General features: G+C 44.3%; 15 protein-coding genes and 3 pseudogenes. 8 read left to right on the forward strand and 10 right to left on the reverse strand.

Annotated elements, in window-relative coordinates; all coding sequences use genetic code 11:
- The first annotated feature begins 19 nt into the window (after positions 1-19).
- The 3 genes and pseudogenes from ABF487_RS08970 to ABF487_RS08980 all read left to right on the forward strand — a co-directional run bounded on the left by ABF487_RS08970 (position 20) and on the right by ABF487_RS08980 (position 4,004).
- The gene (locus tag ABF487_RS08970; protein ID WP_415635073.1) at positions 20-1,390 is read left to right on the forward strand and encodes a glycoside hydrolase family 1 protein; all 1,371 of its coding nucleotides are present in this window, start codon (positions 20-22) and stop codon (positions 1,388-1,390) included.
- A gap of 16 nt (positions 1,391-1,406) precedes the next feature.
- A pseudogene (locus tag ABF487_RS08975) lies at positions 1,407-2,735 on the forward strand (PTS sugar transporter subunit IIC).
- A gap of 117 nt (positions 2,736-2,852) precedes the next feature.
- A complete protein-coding gene (locus tag ABF487_RS08980) occupies positions 2,853-4,004 on the forward strand; it encodes an MFS transporter (RefSeq protein WP_415635074.1) in 1,152 nt (383 codons plus the stop codon).
- Here ABF487_RS08980 and ABF487_RS08985 read toward each other — a convergent pair.
- Complete coding sequence (locus ABF487_RS08985; protein WP_415635075.1) at positions 4,001-6,016, reverse strand: KUP/HAK/KT family potassium transporter; 2,016 nt, start codon at positions 6,014-6,016, stop codon at positions 4,001-4,003. The two genes, ABF487_RS08980 and ABF487_RS08985, sit on opposite strands and share 4 nt — an antisense overlap.
- Before the next feature lie 184 nt (positions 6,017-6,200).
- Complete coding sequence (locus ABF487_RS08990) at positions 6,201-6,452, reverse strand: MarR family winged helix-turn-helix transcriptional regulator (protein ID WP_007746193.1); 252 nt, start codon at positions 6,450-6,452, stop codon at positions 6,201-6,203.
- 87 nt (positions 6,453-6,539) lie between these two features.
- On the opposite strand from ABF487_RS08990, the pseudogene ABF487_RS08995 reads away from it, so the two are divergent.
- A pseudogene (locus ABF487_RS08995) lies at positions 6,540-7,163 on the forward strand (alpha/beta hydrolase); the annotation flags it as partial.
- A gap of 50 nt (positions 7,164-7,213) precedes the next feature.
- Here ABF487_RS08995 and ABF487_RS09000 read toward each other — a convergent pair.
- Both ABF487_RS09000 and ABF487_RS09005 read right to left on the reverse strand, forming a co-directional pair.
- Positions 7,214-9,010, reverse strand: a complete 1,797-nt coding sequence (locus ABF487_RS09000) for a heavy metal translocating P-type ATPase (protein ID WP_415635076.1) — start codon at positions 9,008-9,010, stop codon at positions 7,214-7,216.
- Between the two features lie 130 nt (positions 9,011-9,140).
- Positions 9,141-9,398, reverse strand: a complete 258-nt coding sequence (locus ABF487_RS09005) for a hypothetical protein (protein WP_263779083.1) — start codon at positions 9,396-9,398, stop codon at positions 9,141-9,143.
- 110 nt (positions 9,399-9,508) lie between these two features.
- On the opposite strand from ABF487_RS09005, the gene ABF487_RS09010 reads away from it, so the two are divergent.
- Positions 9,509-10,105 (forward strand): TMEM175 family protein, encoded by a 597-nt coding sequence (locus tag ABF487_RS09010; RefSeq protein ID WP_415635077.1) that lies wholly within the window; start codon positions 9,509-9,511, stop codon positions 10,103-10,105.
- Positions 10,106-10,126: 21 nt separating this feature from the next.
- Here ABF487_RS09010 and ABF487_RS09015 read toward each other — a convergent pair whose 3' ends face one another.
- The 5 genes from ABF487_RS09015 to ABF487_RS09035 are packed head-to-tail and all read right to left on the reverse strand — an operon-like array spanning position 10,127 to position 13,326.
- The gene (locus ABF487_RS09015) at positions 10,127-10,468 is read right to left on the reverse strand and encodes a type II toxin-antitoxin system PemK/MazF family toxin (RefSeq protein WP_263779081.1); all 342 of its coding nucleotides are present in this window, start codon (positions 10,466-10,468) and stop codon (positions 10,127-10,129) included.
- The gene (locus ABF487_RS09020) at positions 10,462-10,725 is read right to left on the reverse strand and encodes an AbrB/MazE/SpoVT family DNA-binding domain-containing protein (protein WP_415635078.1); all 264 of its coding nucleotides are present in this window, start codon (positions 10,723-10,725) and stop codon (positions 10,462-10,464) included. Before ABF487_RS09020 ends, ABF487_RS09015 begins: the two co-directional genes overlap by 7 nt.
- A 40-nt stretch (positions 10,726-10,765) precedes the next feature.
- The gene (locus ABF487_RS09025) at positions 10,766-11,593 is read right to left on the reverse strand and encodes a GNAT family N-acetyltransferase (protein ID WP_415635079.1); all 828 of its coding nucleotides are present in this window, start codon (positions 11,591-11,593) and stop codon (positions 10,766-10,768) included.
- Positions 11,583-12,260, reverse strand: a complete 678-nt coding sequence (locus ABF487_RS09030; RefSeq protein WP_415635080.1) for an ABC transporter ATP-binding protein — start codon at positions 12,258-12,260, stop codon at positions 11,583-11,585. Before ABF487_RS09030 ends, ABF487_RS09025 begins: the two co-directional genes overlap by 11 nt.
- Before the next feature lies 1 nt (position 12,261).
- Positions 12,262-13,326 carry an FtsX-like permease family protein gene (locus ABF487_RS09035; protein ID WP_415635084.1) on the reverse strand — a complete coding sequence of 355 codons (1,065 nt, stop codon included), beginning with the start codon at positions 13,324-13,326 and terminating at the stop codon, positions 12,262-12,264.
- 195 nt (positions 13,327-13,521) lie between these two features.
- On the opposite strand from ABF487_RS09035, the gene ABF487_RS09040 reads away from it, so the two are divergent.
- From ABF487_RS09040 to ABF487_RS09050, 3 genes are all read left to right on the forward strand, one after another.
- Positions 13,522-13,980: a GNAT family N-acetyltransferase gene (locus ABF487_RS09040; RefSeq protein WP_415635081.1), complete on the forward strand. Its 459-nt coding sequence runs from the start codon at positions 13,522-13,524 to the stop codon at positions 13,978-13,980.
- A gap of 488 nt (positions 13,981-14,468) precedes the next feature.
- Positions 14,469-14,651 carry a hypothetical protein gene (locus tag ABF487_RS09045; RefSeq protein WP_415635085.1) on the forward strand — a complete coding sequence of 61 codons (183 nt, stop codon included), beginning with the start codon at positions 14,469-14,471 and terminating at the stop codon, positions 14,649-14,651.
- Positions 14,652-14,676: 25 nt separating this feature from the next.
- On the forward strand, positions 14,677-14,817 hold the full coding sequence (locus tag ABF487_RS09050) for a hypothetical protein (protein ID WP_415635082.1): 141 nt from the start codon (positions 14,677-14,679) through the stop codon (positions 14,815-14,817).
- A gap of 247 nt (positions 14,818-15,064) precedes the next feature.
- Here ABF487_RS09050 and ABF487_RS09055 read toward each other — a convergent pair.
- Positions 15,065-15,301: pseudogene (locus tag ABF487_RS09055) on the reverse strand (glycosyltransferase family 2 protein); the annotation flags it as partial.

Here is a 15,301-nt window from a genome sequence, read left to right on the forward strand (position 1 = left end):
TTACAAAGAAGGAGGCAATATGGAGGAACTCAAGCAAGGCTTTTTCTGGGGCAATTCCACCTCTAGTATGCAGACGGAAGGCGCCTGGAACGAAGATGGCAAGGGCAGATCCGTTTATGACATTAAAAAGGCCGGTCCTAACCAATCTGATTGGAAGGTCGCGATTGACGAGTACTATCGTTATTCAGAAGATATTTCTCTGATGCAGGATTTGGGGATGAATTTTTATCGTTTTCAAATCTCTTGGAGCCGTGTTCAGCCCGATGGCGAAGGAGATTTCAACCAAGCTGGCATCGATTTTTATGATCGGCTGATTGACGAGCTTTTAGCTAAAGGCGTTCAACCAATGGTGTGTCTTTATCATTTTGACATGCCCTTAGCTCTTGCTGAGAAGTACAACGGTTTTGTTAGTAAAAAAGTCGTTGAAGCCTATACACGTTTTGCAAAAAAGATAGTTGATCATTTTGGTGATCGCGTGAAATATTGGCTTAGTTTCAATGAACAAAATTGTTTCAGCTTAAAATTCGCGTTTACTAGCAGCGGCTATCTTCATGGCGAAGAAACGTTAAGGGAGCTGTATCAGATTCAGCATAATACTATGCTGGCTCATGCTCGTTTGGCGAATTACATTCACTTGCAAAAACCGGATCTAAAAATTGGCGGCATGCTGGCTTTTCAAGAAGTGTATCCGGCATCATCTTTGCCAGCGGATGTGGAAGCTGCACGTAAATTTATGACTTTTGGTGATTTTAATCTGCTTAATGTGTTTGTTAAAGGCCAATATTTACCTGAAGTCACGTCCTTTATGGTTCAAAAACACCTCGATGACATTTTGGAACCGAGCGAACTTGCTGAAATTGCTCAGACACGCAGCGATTTTATCAGCTTCAGTTATTACACAAGCACGACCATTTCTGCGGCAAAAATTCCGATCGCAACCGTACCGAATTTTTATGGTGATTTTGGTGCCGAACTAAATCCGGCTCTTCGCACAAATGAGTGGGGATGGCAGATCGATCCGGAAGGTTTTTACGGTATTTTGATGGACCTTTATAATCGTACCAATCTACCCATCTTTCCAATAGAAAATGGCATTGGTATGCGTGAGGTGTGGGATGGCGAGCATCAAATTGACGATGATTATCGCATCAACTATCATCGTTTGCACATTCAGGCATTGAAACGTGCTGTTAAAGATGGTGCTGATGTGATCGGCTATCTTGGTTGGGGCCTGATTGATATTCCGAGTTCAAAAGGGGATGTCGAAAAAAGATATGGCCTAGTGTACGTGAATCGCAGTAATCATGATCTCTGTGATTTGAAGCGGGTACCAAAGAAGAGCTATGCCTGGTTTCAACGAGTAACGCGTTCCAATGGCGAAGATCTCTAAAAAGGAGGTAATTTCAATGAACGAATCTGAGAACAAAGATCAAGGAAAACGATTTTTGGATAAGTTTTCTGAAGTTTCGGCTAAAATCGGTAACGAGGTTCACCTGCGTTCCTTGCGTGACGCTTTCGCGACAATTATGCCTTTGTTCATTTTAGCTGGATTAGCAGTATTGATTAATAATGTTATTTTTCCTTTTGTTGCAAAAGGACAGGCATTGGCCAATTTGCAGTTTTGGGGAAACATGGTTACTAACGGGACACTTAATATTGCTGGACTCGTACTGGCACCTGTGATTGGTTTTACTCTGGCACGAAATAAAGGCTTCACAAACGGATTGCTGGCTGCAGTCATAGCGCTCTCGAGCCTCATTATCGTCATGCCATTTACTCTTTCAGTCCTACCGAATGGTGCAAAAAAGGCCGTTGATTTGACTGGTGTGCTGAGTTTTTCAAATCTAGGCACGACTGGCATGTTCGCCGGCATTATTATTGGTTTGGTCGCGACTGAAATTTTTATTCGATTGTCAAAGATTAAGCATCTGAAGATTAATATTGGCGGTAATGTGCCGCCATCGGTATCAGCTTCTTTTAGCGACATGATTCCAGTCATTCTGACTCTCAGCCTCATGGCTTTGCTTTCAGCCTTGTTACTGGTTCTTGGGAAGACGAATCTCATTGCACTGATTACGAATATTATTCAGGAACCTCTCCGGAGCTTTAATACTAGCTTACCGGGGATGCTATTCATTTATAGCTGCGGCAATTTCCTGTTCACTTTGGGAATTCATCAAACAGTTATCAATGGTACCTTGCTGGATCCGGTTCTGTTGATCAACATGAATAAAAACATGGCCGCTTATGCTGCTCATTAACAGATTCCTTACATTTTGACAAACACTTTCCGTGATACATTTGGCATGATTGGCGGAACAGGATCGACTCTATGTTTGTTGATTGCGATCTTTATCTTTTCTCGCAACCGTGTCAGCAAAAACGTTGCAAGTTTGGCATCTGCACCTGGTATTTTCAACATCAATGAACCCGTCATTTTCGGTTATCCCATTGTCTTCAATATTCCGATGATGATTCCTTTTGTTCTCCAACCTGTTATTGGCATTTTGATTGCTTATTTCTTTACAACAATCGGTTGGATGAGTCGAGTAGTTGTCTTAATTCCTTGGACAACACCACCATTGCTGAGTGCTTATTTGGCCACTGCTGGTGATTGGCGAGCAGTCCTGGTGCAATTGCTGATCATTATCCTAGGTGTTCTTTTCTACATTCCTTTCATGAAAATCAGTGAAAGAGTCATGGCTAAAGAAGCTGCTTTGGAAACACAAAAGTAAGTTTCTGAAGAGATTAATTAAGGCAATTATACGATTGTCTTTTTTTATTCAAAAAGCTACACTGAGCTTATTTGTGTGACAACATTTCTGGGATAAATGGTCATCAAGCGGGGGAGCATGTTCAAAAATAAGCTGGTATTGTTAGCAAGTTTATTCATAAATATGGGCATTGTGCTGATTATGCCGATCACGACTTTGTTCGTCCATCGGACACTTGGCAAAAGTCTGCTGATAGCCGGATTTGTATTGATGGCATTCTCGCTGGCTCAGATGGCCGGCAATTTGCTCGGCGGTTTTCTCTTTGATCGCTGGCAGCCCAAACAATCGATGTATCTGGGCGGGGCGATCACGATTGTGTCACTGGCCTTGATCACGATGTTTCCGATCTGGCTGACATATTCCTTATTGGTTGCCACTTATGGTTTTGGCCTAGGCATTTTAAACGCCAATGTCAATGGCTATCTGGCTTTTTTGAAAAAAGACGATCCGCAGATTTTTAACAACAATTATTGGCTGGCTAGTCTGGGATCAGGTCTGGCGAGTTTTCTTTCTGGTATTTTATTTGGCATCAATGTCCGCCTGGTCTTTGGATTTTCGACAGTTCTTTTCATTTTCACCTTAATTCTCGTCAGGTTGAGCATTCATCCAGTAGAGAAGAACACGAAACTAAATAATTCCAAAGCCCAAAAAACTCATTCTTTTCCGCACCTTTGGCCGGTTGTTTTAGTCTGCTGGAGCTTTGTGATTGCTTGGATGGGCTATGAACAGTGGGACACGAACATTTCCACTTTTATGATTTCACAAGGCATTTCAGTGCAGGCATATAGTGTGCTCTTCACGATTAACGCGGTCGTGCTGCTGATTATTCAGCCGATAACGAAAATCGTTTTCAGAGATACTTTCCGCGCAGATAAATGGCGGATTATTTCCGGGATTGTCATGTTTTCCATCTCGTACTTAGTCATCATTGATGCCGGCAATTATTGGCAATTTGTCCTGGGAATTGTCATTTTGACTTTTGGCGAAATCTTAGCTTTTCCGGCGATTCCGTCCATGCTGAACCGCTTTGCGACTGACGAAAATCGCGGTCGTATTCAATCTTTCGGCAGTCTGGCCGGATCATTAGGACGAGCGATCGGCCCTGCAATCGGCGGCTTTTTGGTAACGAGTTTTAGCTATCCGAGTCTCTTTGTCACGATTTTTCTGCTGCATATTCTTATCGCCATTGTCCTGCTGTCTTTAAAAAGACACAAAAAGGCTCCGGTTTAAGAGCCTTGGTCCTGATTTTTAGTTTCTGTTCGAATCAGATCAATTCGACTGCTTTCACTAATAAACAGCGGGACGGTTTCTTCAACGAATTCACTAAATTCTAGTCCATACCAAGCTGGCTGAGAGGCTGTGATCCGTTGCAAGAAAAGCCGGCCGGAAATTAAAAACTTATCGAGACGTTTGATATTCGGCAAAAAATTTAAGTCCTGTACACGCTGATTTAATAACACGAATCTGAAATCACCGACTTGCCGGTCAGGAATCGTCGAATAACGGGGAACCTGGCGGTCAATCACATCGGCCTCGATCAAGTCGTTGACAATCCGTCTTAGGTAACGTGTGATGTGCTGAGATTTTTTAAAACCCAAATACAGCTGAACGTCAACAATGTTTCTTGTACCCAGCATGTCGACTGTATAGCTGGCACCGTAAGGATAGTCAGTCTGATTGACTGTGAAGAACCAATAGACTTTAGCCCTTTTAGGCCGTTCATCAAAGATCGAGTACAAAACATGCCGTTTAATCTGGTAATTGTCTTTGACCCGGTTCATGTAAATCAGATTTGTTGCGTACAGAGGCAGCGAATTGTCATCACTAAGCTGCTGGAGCTTGGGCGTTGCTTCTTTTAAAGACAGGTATTGGCTGTCAGCGGTATAAGAACGTCTGATTTCGTTGCCAAAATGCCAGAAGATCATGACCATGAGAATGACAAGTGTGATTAGCAGAGTCAGATAGCCGCCGTGGACAAATTTGATCAGACTTGAAATCAAGAAGACGCCCTCCAAGAATCCAAAAAAGATCACGAAGACACTGGCTAACAGGCGATGTTTATTCATCATGAGAAACTGGTGAAGCAGCAGCGTTGTCATCAGCATCGTCACGGTGATGGCCAAACCGTAAGCGGCTTCCATATGATCCGAGGTCTGAAAAAGCCAGACGATTATCAGTGTCGTGAGGCACAGCAGCCAGTTTACGCTGGCAATATAGGATTGGCTTTTGATTTTGCCAGGATAGGTGATTTTAAGTCTCGGCAACAGTTTGAGGCCGATGGCTTCGCTGACTAGCGTAAAGGAACCCGTGATCAGTGCTTGTGAGGCAATAATCGCAGCAATTGTCGCAATAATGATTGCTGCGGCATGCCAATCAGCCGGCAGCATACTATAAAAAGGATTAGCTTCGCCGATACTGTTTTTATTCTGAGAAATAACCCAAGCACCTTGGCCAAAGTAACTGAGCATGAGGCTAAGATAGACCAGAGGCCAAGTACGATAAATGTTGGCTTTTCCGACGTGGCCCATATCAGAATACAAGGCCTCGGCACCAGTGGTCGCTAAAAAGATGCTACCGAGAATGAAAAATCCCATTTTATTATCAGGGCTGAATAAGACTTGGATACCATAAATTGGTGAGAGAGCTTTGAGTATTTCCCAGTGGCCGAACAGATTGATCAGCCCGAAAATGCCAATAAAAGAGAACCAAATCAGCATCAGAGGGCCAAAAAGTTTGCCGATTGACGAAGCACCTAAACGTTGGAAGAGAAAAACAAACAATAAAATGATTGTCACGGTCAAAATGACCGGCCACTGAGATTGGCCGAAACGAACGATACCAATCTGCTCGCCTTTTAATCCTTCAATTGCAGAAGTGACCGTGACGGCTGGCGTCAAAGTGCCATCGGCTAATAGGGCAGCTCCACCAATTAAGGCCGGCAGGATCAGCCATTTTGCTCTATTTCTGACAAGCGCGTACAAGGAAAAGATGCCGCCTTCATGGTGGTTATCCGCTTGCATGGCCAGCAGCACATATTTGACTGTCGTGATCAGCATTAGTGTCCAGAAAATGAGTGATAAACAACCGATGATGTAGGTACTGTCGGCGTTTTTCAAGCCACCTGCATCTGACACAATTGCATTCATTACATACAGAGGCGAGGTACCAATGTCGCCGTAGACGATGCCTAAGGCGATCAAACCACCAATCGTTTTTTTGCTGAAATGATTTTTATTTTTCATCCGTTAATCCTTAAATGAGATGCCCAGAATATGTATTATGTTAACACTAATTGTGGCCAGACTAAAAAACAGCCGAAGCTGTTTTATTGTGTGATTATGGTGGCATCTTGATCGACATTTCCGAGTAATTTATTAGCAAAACGCATCAATTCTTGCCATTCTTGTGACGATAACTGGCTGCGGTCTAATAATACTTTTGGTGAATCCTGTGCTCTTCGCGCTTTTTTCTGCCGGCTTCAGTCAGACTCGCATAGACAATCCGTTCATCGTCTTGTTCGCGCGTCCGCGTTAGTAATTCGGCTTTTTCCATACGCTTCAGTAAAGGGGTAATTGTGCCGCTATCTAGTTCCAAATATTGACCAAGCCGTTTAACCGTTAAATCATCATGTTCGTATAAAATCACGAGTGCCAGATATTGCGGATAGGTTAGGTCCATCTCTGCCAAACTCGGGTGGTACAAACGCTGGATAGCTCTGGAAGTGGCATGAAGAATGAAACACAAGTGATCATCTAAAGGAAGTAAGTTGTCGTTTTTCCAGAATATTCTGGTTCTCCGGAAGCACAATATCCAACTGCAATCGAACAGAATTTCGCAACGCTGCAGAAATTATCTGATTGGCAGGACCAAGAGAATTTGGACTTGAGCCGTCTGACTGTAGCTGGCGATTCAGTCGGTGGCAATATGTCGACAGTCATGACAATTTTGGCCAAACAGCGTGGTGGCCAGAAAATTAATCAGCAGCTGCTTTATTATCCTGTGACCGATGCTGCGATGGACACAGTCTCTTATGACGAATTTGGTGATAACTACTATCTGACCAAAGAGGGGATGCTCTGGTTCCGGAATCAATATACGACTGACGAAAAAGCTCGTGCCGAAATTACAGCTTCGCCTCTGCGTGCCAGTTTAGAAGATTTGGCAGATTTACCGGCAGCCATGATTCTGACTGACGAAGCAGATGTCTTGCGTGATGAAGGCGAAGCTTATGCGCGCAGGCTGCGTGATGCTGGTGTTGAAGTAACGCAAGTTCGTTTTCAAGGTATGATTCATGATTTCGTGATGCTGAATACTTTGGATCAGACTTGGGCTGCTCGTGCGGCCATGGACTTGTCAACTGATTGGATAAACAAAAAGAATCAAAGGTAACTTCTTTATGCTTTTTATAAAAAAACTCCTTATTTGATTAAGGAGTTTTTTTAATGATCTCTTCTGGCCCGCAAGGATGACAGGATGGAAACGGAATCAACCACTTCTTGCAAAGCGGCTCCAAATAAGGCGGGGATGACGCCGGTGCTGGCGACAAGCATCAAGAAAACACAGATGCCGATACCGATCAGCACAGATTGACGGGCGATTCTCATCGTGTCTTGTGAGATATCGACGGCTTCAGCGACACGCGACAAATCATCTTTTAAGATAACGGCATCAGCACTTTCGCTGGCAGCAGTGGATCCGTGGGCACCCATGGCGATACCGACATCCGCAGCGGCCAAAGCAGGGGCATCATTGACGCCATCACCGACCATGATAATCGGTTTGTATTGTTTGGGCATGTTATTGATCAGGCTGATCTTGTCTTCGGGCAGACATTGGGCATGGACTTCATCAAGTGCCAGTCCGGCTGCAATCTTATCGGCGACAGGCTGCTGATCACCAGTCAGCATGATTAGTTTGGACAATCCTAATTCTTTTAGTCGAGCCAGTGTCGCTTTTGCTTCGGGCCTGACCGTATCTTTAAAAGTGATTGATCCGGCGTATTTACAATCAATTGAGACATAGACGGCCGTCTGATCCGGTAGATCTGTGGCTGGATTTTGGGCAAACGCGGCTTTACCGACAGCGATTTGCTGGCCGGCAACTTCAGCTTTAATCCCTTGTCCTGTGACTTCAGCTAAGTTTGTGACAGGCAGCAAGTGGATTTTTTTATTTTTAGCATCGGTCAATAATGAACGGGCCAGGATATGCGACGAATCCTGCTCGGCACTGGCTGCTAGAATCAGCAGGCGGTCTGGTGAAAGTGTCGAATCCGAAGACTTGATTTGGTCAACGAGCAAACTGCCGGCCGTAATCGTACCTGTCTTATCAAAGGCGGCACTTTTGGCTTTCGCTAATTTTTCAATTGTCGTCCCGTTTTTAACAACGATGCCTTTACGGCTGGAACGGCTCATACCAGCGACTAATGCGACTGGGGCGGCTAAAATCAAAGGGCAGGGTGAAGCCACGACCAGCACTTCAGCAAATCGGACCGGGTCCTTAGCGAGAAACCAGGCAATGCCGCCAATCAAGTAAGCAATCAGGGTGAAGGGTACCGCATAATGGTCAGCAAGCCTAACAAAATGTGCCGGCTTGGCTTCAGATTCCTTGACTAAGCGGACCAGCCTTTGATATTGGCTGTCTGCAGCAATTTTCGTGACGCGAAACTGCAAAGCGCCATCACCATTAACGGATCCGGACATCAGCATATCATCAGCATCTTTTGCAACGGCTCGAGATTCGCCAGTTAAAGATGATTCGTCAACAGTCGATTCGCCGGAAATCACCATGCCATCAACTGGCACTGTCTCACCAGGTTTGACAAGAACGATGTCGCCGATTTGAACAGCTTCGACTTGCAGATCGATTGTTTGCTGATCGCTTATTTTATGTGCCGTATGCGGCGAGTTGTCCAGCAAAGACCGTAATTCACGAGATGCCTGGCGGCTGGCATAATCTTCCAAACTGTCACCGCCGGTCAGCATAATCAAGACGATCAGGCTGGCCCAATATTCACCGACGGCCAAGGTCGCTACGATGGCTGTAATGGCCAAAATATCGACACCATATTTGCCGCTGCGGATGCTTTTAATCATGCCGATCAGCATGGAAATCGTGGTCAGGCCACCGGCCAGCAAGATCAGCCAGAAGGCGACAGTCCCGGCTGCAAAGACAAATTGGCTGATTAAGGCAATCACACCGATAATCAGCGCCAACATAAATTTTTTAAAATTGGTCACTTAACTCCCCTTAAGTTTCAAGACATATTAGCATATTGACCTGAGGCAAAAAATGAGAAAAAATCAGATTTGTTTGTGAAAAAAAGGTTCGATGCCGTCGGTGAGAGTCGAACTCACAAAAAAACAAGTCTCATGACTTGTTTTTCTTATGGATAAATCCGTCTTTTTTAAATGCGCGATAAGTGTTGATGGCACCGAAAAAAATCAGAAAGGCCGATGCAATGATCCCAGTCATGTATTTGCCCAACGTGCTCAGGACATCCGGCTGCTGTGAAAAAATCAGTAAATTCACCGTAAAGACCAGGAAGAGGGTTATAAAAATGTCAAGAATATCAAAGGCTAGATGCAGCCGCCGCCGGCGTTTTTCTTTTGTCACTTTGTCAGTCATTGCATTTCCTCCCTGATGCCACCAGTATAGTGCGACCCATATCAAAAATCAGCGCTGCATCTAATTCTGCCGCCGATTACCTATAATGAAGCAAAGGGGAAACAGCAGTCATGTTAAAAAGTAGGTTGGAAGCTTTCAGCGACGGCGTTTTTGCCATTATTATCACGATTATGGTCTTGGAATTGCGCGTGCCTGCTTCTGGTCAGTGGCAGGAGTTGTTTCAAACGCAATTTCTCGACACAATCAGCTCCTATTTTTTCAGTTTTCTATTTATCGCCAGCTTTTGGGTCAGCCACCACACGATTATCGCGCCGATTCAGATTGTCGATAAGACCTTGCTTTGGGTCAATGTCTTGATGCTTTTTCCGATCAGCCTGCTGCCTTTTGTCACCGCTTGGCACAGCAATTTCCCGACCATGGCCGCGCCGAATTTCAGCTATGTCTTCATCTACGTCTTATCGGTCTTGGGACTTTATATACTGGGCAAGACGGCCGTCAACCGTGTGAAACAGTCCGAACAGCAGCAGTGCCGGCAGACGAATCATGTCAGATTCTGGCTCGTTATTTTCGGAGTCGCAGCCTGTTTTTTGACGCTGCTGATACCGGAAATTGCCAGTTTTTCAGTACTGGGCGTGCTGCTGTTTTGGATCCTGCTTCCTTATATATACCGTCTTGTATACCGTCTTGTGGGGAAAGGGCACAACTAAAAAAGCACCGCGCTCACTTTATTAGTGGTCGATGCTGAACAACAATTTGTAACGGTAAATGATATCCGCTAATTCCTCACGGGAAACGTGATCTGCCACATCGTTATCGGTGACGTGACGAGCCTGCAGGTCTAAGGCAATCGTCTGATCCAATAAAATTTTGCCATGGACAGCTGAACTGCTGGTTAGGTGATAATACATTGGAAAATCTCGCTGAGTAGAACTGATTGGCGCCACGATTGTCATATTGCTTGTCTGGCAGACAAGGTCATTACTCAAAGCAATGGCAGGGCGCCGATTCATTTGTTCGTGCCCGCGGCTGGGATTGAAGTTCACGAAGAAAATATCACCTTGAGTCACCATGGCAATTCATTACCTTGAGATTCTCCCCAATCCAGTTCCTGATCGCGTTGATGGTCGTCTTGCCAATTAGCAAACAATTCATGAATATCACTAGCTTTTTCATCTGTTGGAGTCAGCACGATGGCATTGTTTTCAATCGTTACGGTCAAAGCTTGATTATCTTTCAGACCCAGTTGTGCGATTACTTGACTAGGAATTCTAGCCGCTTTAGAGTGGCCCCACTGGGAAATTTTGCTTTGTTCTTTAAGTGTTTTCATCTTCTTAGCCCCCCTGCATATCTATTAACTAAAGTATACACTATGTAGATACAATTGAGTTCGCTGAGGCCATTGTCATCACGGCCGATTGCAGAACGCGCAGTTTTTTGAAACCAAGATGCTCATATAAAAAACCAGCTGCTTCAGCTTTTTCGGATTGAACCAGGGTCATGGGTTTGCCGCTATCGGATATATACAAATATTGCCAAAGAAAAGCGATTAAATTTGTCGCAATAGATTGCTGTCTGAATGCCGGCGCCACAGCTACAAAAAGCAGGCGTGCCAATGTCTCTTCAATCTCGACGAGCGCGTATCCGCACAATTGCGTCTCTTGGTAGGCCAAAAAGAGGGGATGTTCAGATGAGATATTGGCAACGGCATCGTCATGAAACATTTGATGATGCAGGCTGAGCACTTCTTCTGCCTTTTTCTTTGGAAGCGGACTTTCATAAGCCTCAAAACGCAGACCGGATGGCCTCATGGCCACGGGGCAAACTTGCCAAATAGTCTGTCGAGTAAATGTAGCCTGATGGTTTTCCAGCCAATCAGTAAGCGCCGTGTTTGCCAATCTATAAAAGAAATTGATTTGTGCAGGAAAGTGCGAGACAGATTTTTTCAGATTTTCCGCCAGTGCCATTCTCGGGAAAACTGGTCTCTTAAAATATGGTCCCCAGACTTCGACGAACCATTGTTTGCCGACTGCATATTGATCCAAGACGAGCAGGCAGCCGTCTTGATCGACAACAGTCACATCCGAATCAGCTAAATCAAGCTGAATCTCGGGTGCATTATCAGCAACAAATTCAGTGTATTGATCTGGCCTTTGATTCATATCGGCGATGCGTTCCGCAATTGTTTTATTTGTCATGCAAGCTCATCTTTCCGTCCATAATCTCATAGATTTTATCAGCGAAAGGCATCAAACGCGTATCATGCGTGACGACCACGATGGCTTTGTCGCGCTGTTCGGCCAGTTCCTTAAAGAGTTGCCCGATTTTAACGACACGGTCTGAATCCAAAGCGGCACTGGGCTCGTCGGCCAGGATGACTTCCGGATTTGTGTAAACGGCTCTGGCGATCGCCACGCGCTGCCTTTGCCCGCCGGATAGCTGACCGGGATATTTGTTGACCAAATCTTCAATACCTAATTGGGCAAACAGTTCCTTTAGCTCTTCTGCATTCAGATTACCTTCCGGCTTGATCCGATCGACAAAAGCTAATTGCTCGCTAACTTTTAAATAGGGGACTAGGGCATAGGATTGCAAGACAAAACCAATATGAGCCAGTCTTAATTGATCGCTTTGCTTGCGGCTCAGCTGATTAATCGATTGGCCTTCGATTGAGACATCGCCCGAAGAAGCTGTCCGCAGACCACCGGCGATGGTTAAAAAGGTACTCTTGCCGGAACCTGAAGGACCGATAATCAACACCAATTGTCCTTTGTTGGCAGAAAAATTTATATCTTGTAAGACGTGAACAAGACTGCTGCCGGAACCGAAATAATGATTAACGTTTTTTAATTCAATTGCTGACATATTAACCTCCAATAACGCTGACTGGATCGATTTTCGCAATTTTTCTTGCTGGCAGCGCTGCACCGATAATTCCCATGACCACCAAGCCCAGGGTAATCAGCGACAACATGACGGGATTAAAGGAGAGCGGGACACCGAAAGGAATCAGGCTGGCTGTAATGGCTGTCAATAAGGCGCCACCAATGATACCCGCGACCATTAAGATCAGCGATTGGTTGATAATCGTGCTGACAAGTTTAGCCCCGGGGATGCCTTGTGCTCTAAGGACGGCATATGTTGGCAGAGCTTGAATCGTGAGAACATATAGGAAGACGGCAATCACGACCAATGAGATGACCATCAAAAATCCGATCATAAAGGCAAAAGTCGTGTTCTGCGCGGAATAGCCAGGTAACTTAGAGATGAAATAAGGGGTGCTGTATTGTTTTAAACCTTTAACTGCCGGCGCAAAGTCAGCTGTTTTGGAAATAATCGCACTTCCAGCTACTTGGCTGCCAGGGAAAGGACGCAGCTTTTTCCAAATTGCCATTTGTCCATAGACAATCGGCGCGATATTAAGCTTGGCATTTTTCGTAAAACCGACGATTGTATACTGGCTGGACGCGGAATTGAATTTGATTTTGTCTCCGATCTTGTAGCCCTCGGATTTAAATTGCTGATCGACAAGGACTTCGTGCTGATTGTGGAAACGGCGGCCGTTGCTGGCCACGAGGTTTTTTGCAATATATTGGCTTTTGTCGAGTCCGATAAACTGTGCCGATTCTTTTTCGCGATTACTGCTTTTAACAACGACTGCTGCTTGTCCGACAATTGCTTGGCTTTTCGTCAGGTTGGTTGCAGCGAGCTGTTTCTTTGTGATCGTGGATTGCGACAAATTCACATTAGCGTCGCGATTCAAGAGGACACTTTTTGTGTGCCAGGATTCGATTGCCTGCGTGTTCTCGCTCGCTAAGCCGTTTGCCAGTCCCGACAGAATAAAAATCAGGTAGCTAATTAGGACGATCATGGCCGTGATCAGCGTGTAGCGCAGTTTTTCGTGACGAATTTCCTTTAGAGCCAGATACATAATCATACCTCCTGTACACTTTGTGATTTCTGCCTTACCGCCTCATTTTACTCTTTAGTGGATTTTTGTTAGTGATTTTGCGTGATAATAAAAAGTATTGATGAGAAGGGGCGATCGTGATGATTAATCAAGTAAAACGAATTTGTATATCTGGTATTTTTTTCAACAATAAACAATCACGAGGTAATTTTTATATTGGTCAAACTAAGAAAAGCATCATCGGTCGAACTCACTCAAATTTACATGATGGGTTACGACGCATGGAGTGAGCATCAGTCAGTCGTAGCTTATTTACAGGAATGCCGTTCTTCGACTAAATATCAGCAGGGTACTTGGTGGGTTCTTGAAGAACAAGGCCAGCTGCTGAGTTCGTTAATTATTTATGAACTGTCTGATCACGTGTTAGGAATTGGGTCGGTCTCTACTGATCCAGCTTATCGGCATCAGGGCTATGCGACGACCATGCTCAGGCAATTTATGGCCGCCCATCCGGCATTTAATTTCTTTTTGTTCAGTGACATCGATCCATCTTTCTATAGACGATTGGGCTTTCAGGCTGTCAGTCAGGAAAATCAGTTTTATTCGGATACAACGTTGATGTGTTATCCTGAAGATTTTCATCCAGCAAAGGATCAGCTGCCAACTTATTTTTAGATTTGCAAACAGTCATAAAATCGCGCTCGATTAAATTCGGGGGTGTTTTTTATTTCTAGAATATCTGCTGAATGCTTACCATTAAGCACGTGAGGGTGAACCAGTTTATTCATTGGGAAAACAAATGAGAAAATTGAAAGGATCTTTGTTATTCATATTGATTGGTTCTTCGTTCCTCGCAAGGTACCTCGAGACTCATCCATTGACTGGTATAAAATTGCAGCGAATTTCTGGGATGACGCTAATTACCAAACTTGTGGTGTGATAGTTAGTAGTGGCTCGACTCACTAGTCTCATCGAGATCGTTATTATATCACGACTATAAAAGCGTTTACATTAACCTGTATAATAGAGGTGAGCTGCTCGCAAGTGACCAATGCGGTGGCTTCAACTCTGCAGTATTGATAACGAGAACGATTCACTTGAGAAAAAAAGGAACATCTTCATATATTACGTAACTCATCAAATTCACCGATTGGAGAACTATTATGAGATCAAAACATAAAGGACCAGCTTTTATGGACAATATGTTCAAAAAGTTTTTAAAAGTCACGATTGCATGTAGCCTGATTACAACAGGTGTTCTTGTTGCAGGAACAGTCTTTGTTGTCAAGAAAATTGACCAATCTGGAGACAAAATGCAAAAAAAAAAAGGACTCTATCAAGGATAGAGTCCTGGGCGCGGCAAATGTCCTAATGGGAAAAGCCAGCAGCAACATGCTTCAAGAAGATAAAGGCAAACTTCAACAAGCTGCAGGGAAAGCCAAGGATACCTTTTCTGATGTGAAAGATGAATTAGGCGACAAGGTCAACGACATTAAAAATAAATTTAATTGAGACGACGTCTTAGTTGCCTTAGTAAAAAAAGACCGACACGAGATCATTGGTCTTTTTTGTTAGTTGATCTTTTGGCTTTCTTTGAGAATCGAATAGCAGCTCTCTTCGTCTTAGCACACGTTTAATATATTTTAACTTTTTGGAAGAGAGCAAAATCAGCAGTGTGTGGGTCATCGCTTGGCAGGTATCCATTGGAGACGATATGGCCGCAAACTGGCAGTTTAACGAAGTGCCAGCTGATTTATAGTTAATTTAGGCCTTGAAAATAAAGCTCTATTTCTTTTTTTAGATTCGACTGGAGTGGCTTGATCCGCCAATGGTCGCTATTTAGTTCGCTGCCAACGCTGGCCACAAAATTTTTAAAGTTTTCTTGATGAGTCGCTGTTTCGAAATAATGCTGATGGGCTTTCTTCTCGGATTGCCAAGTGTTATCTGCATGTGATCGACGGCTGAATAAAGGTTTAGCCAAGTGATAGAGAGAACC

It is taken from the genome of Oenococcus sp. (assembly GCF_047725585.1).
GTDB classification, from domain to species: Bacteria; Bacillota; Bacilli; order Lactobacillales; family Lactobacillaceae; genus Oenococcus; species Oenococcus kitaharae_A.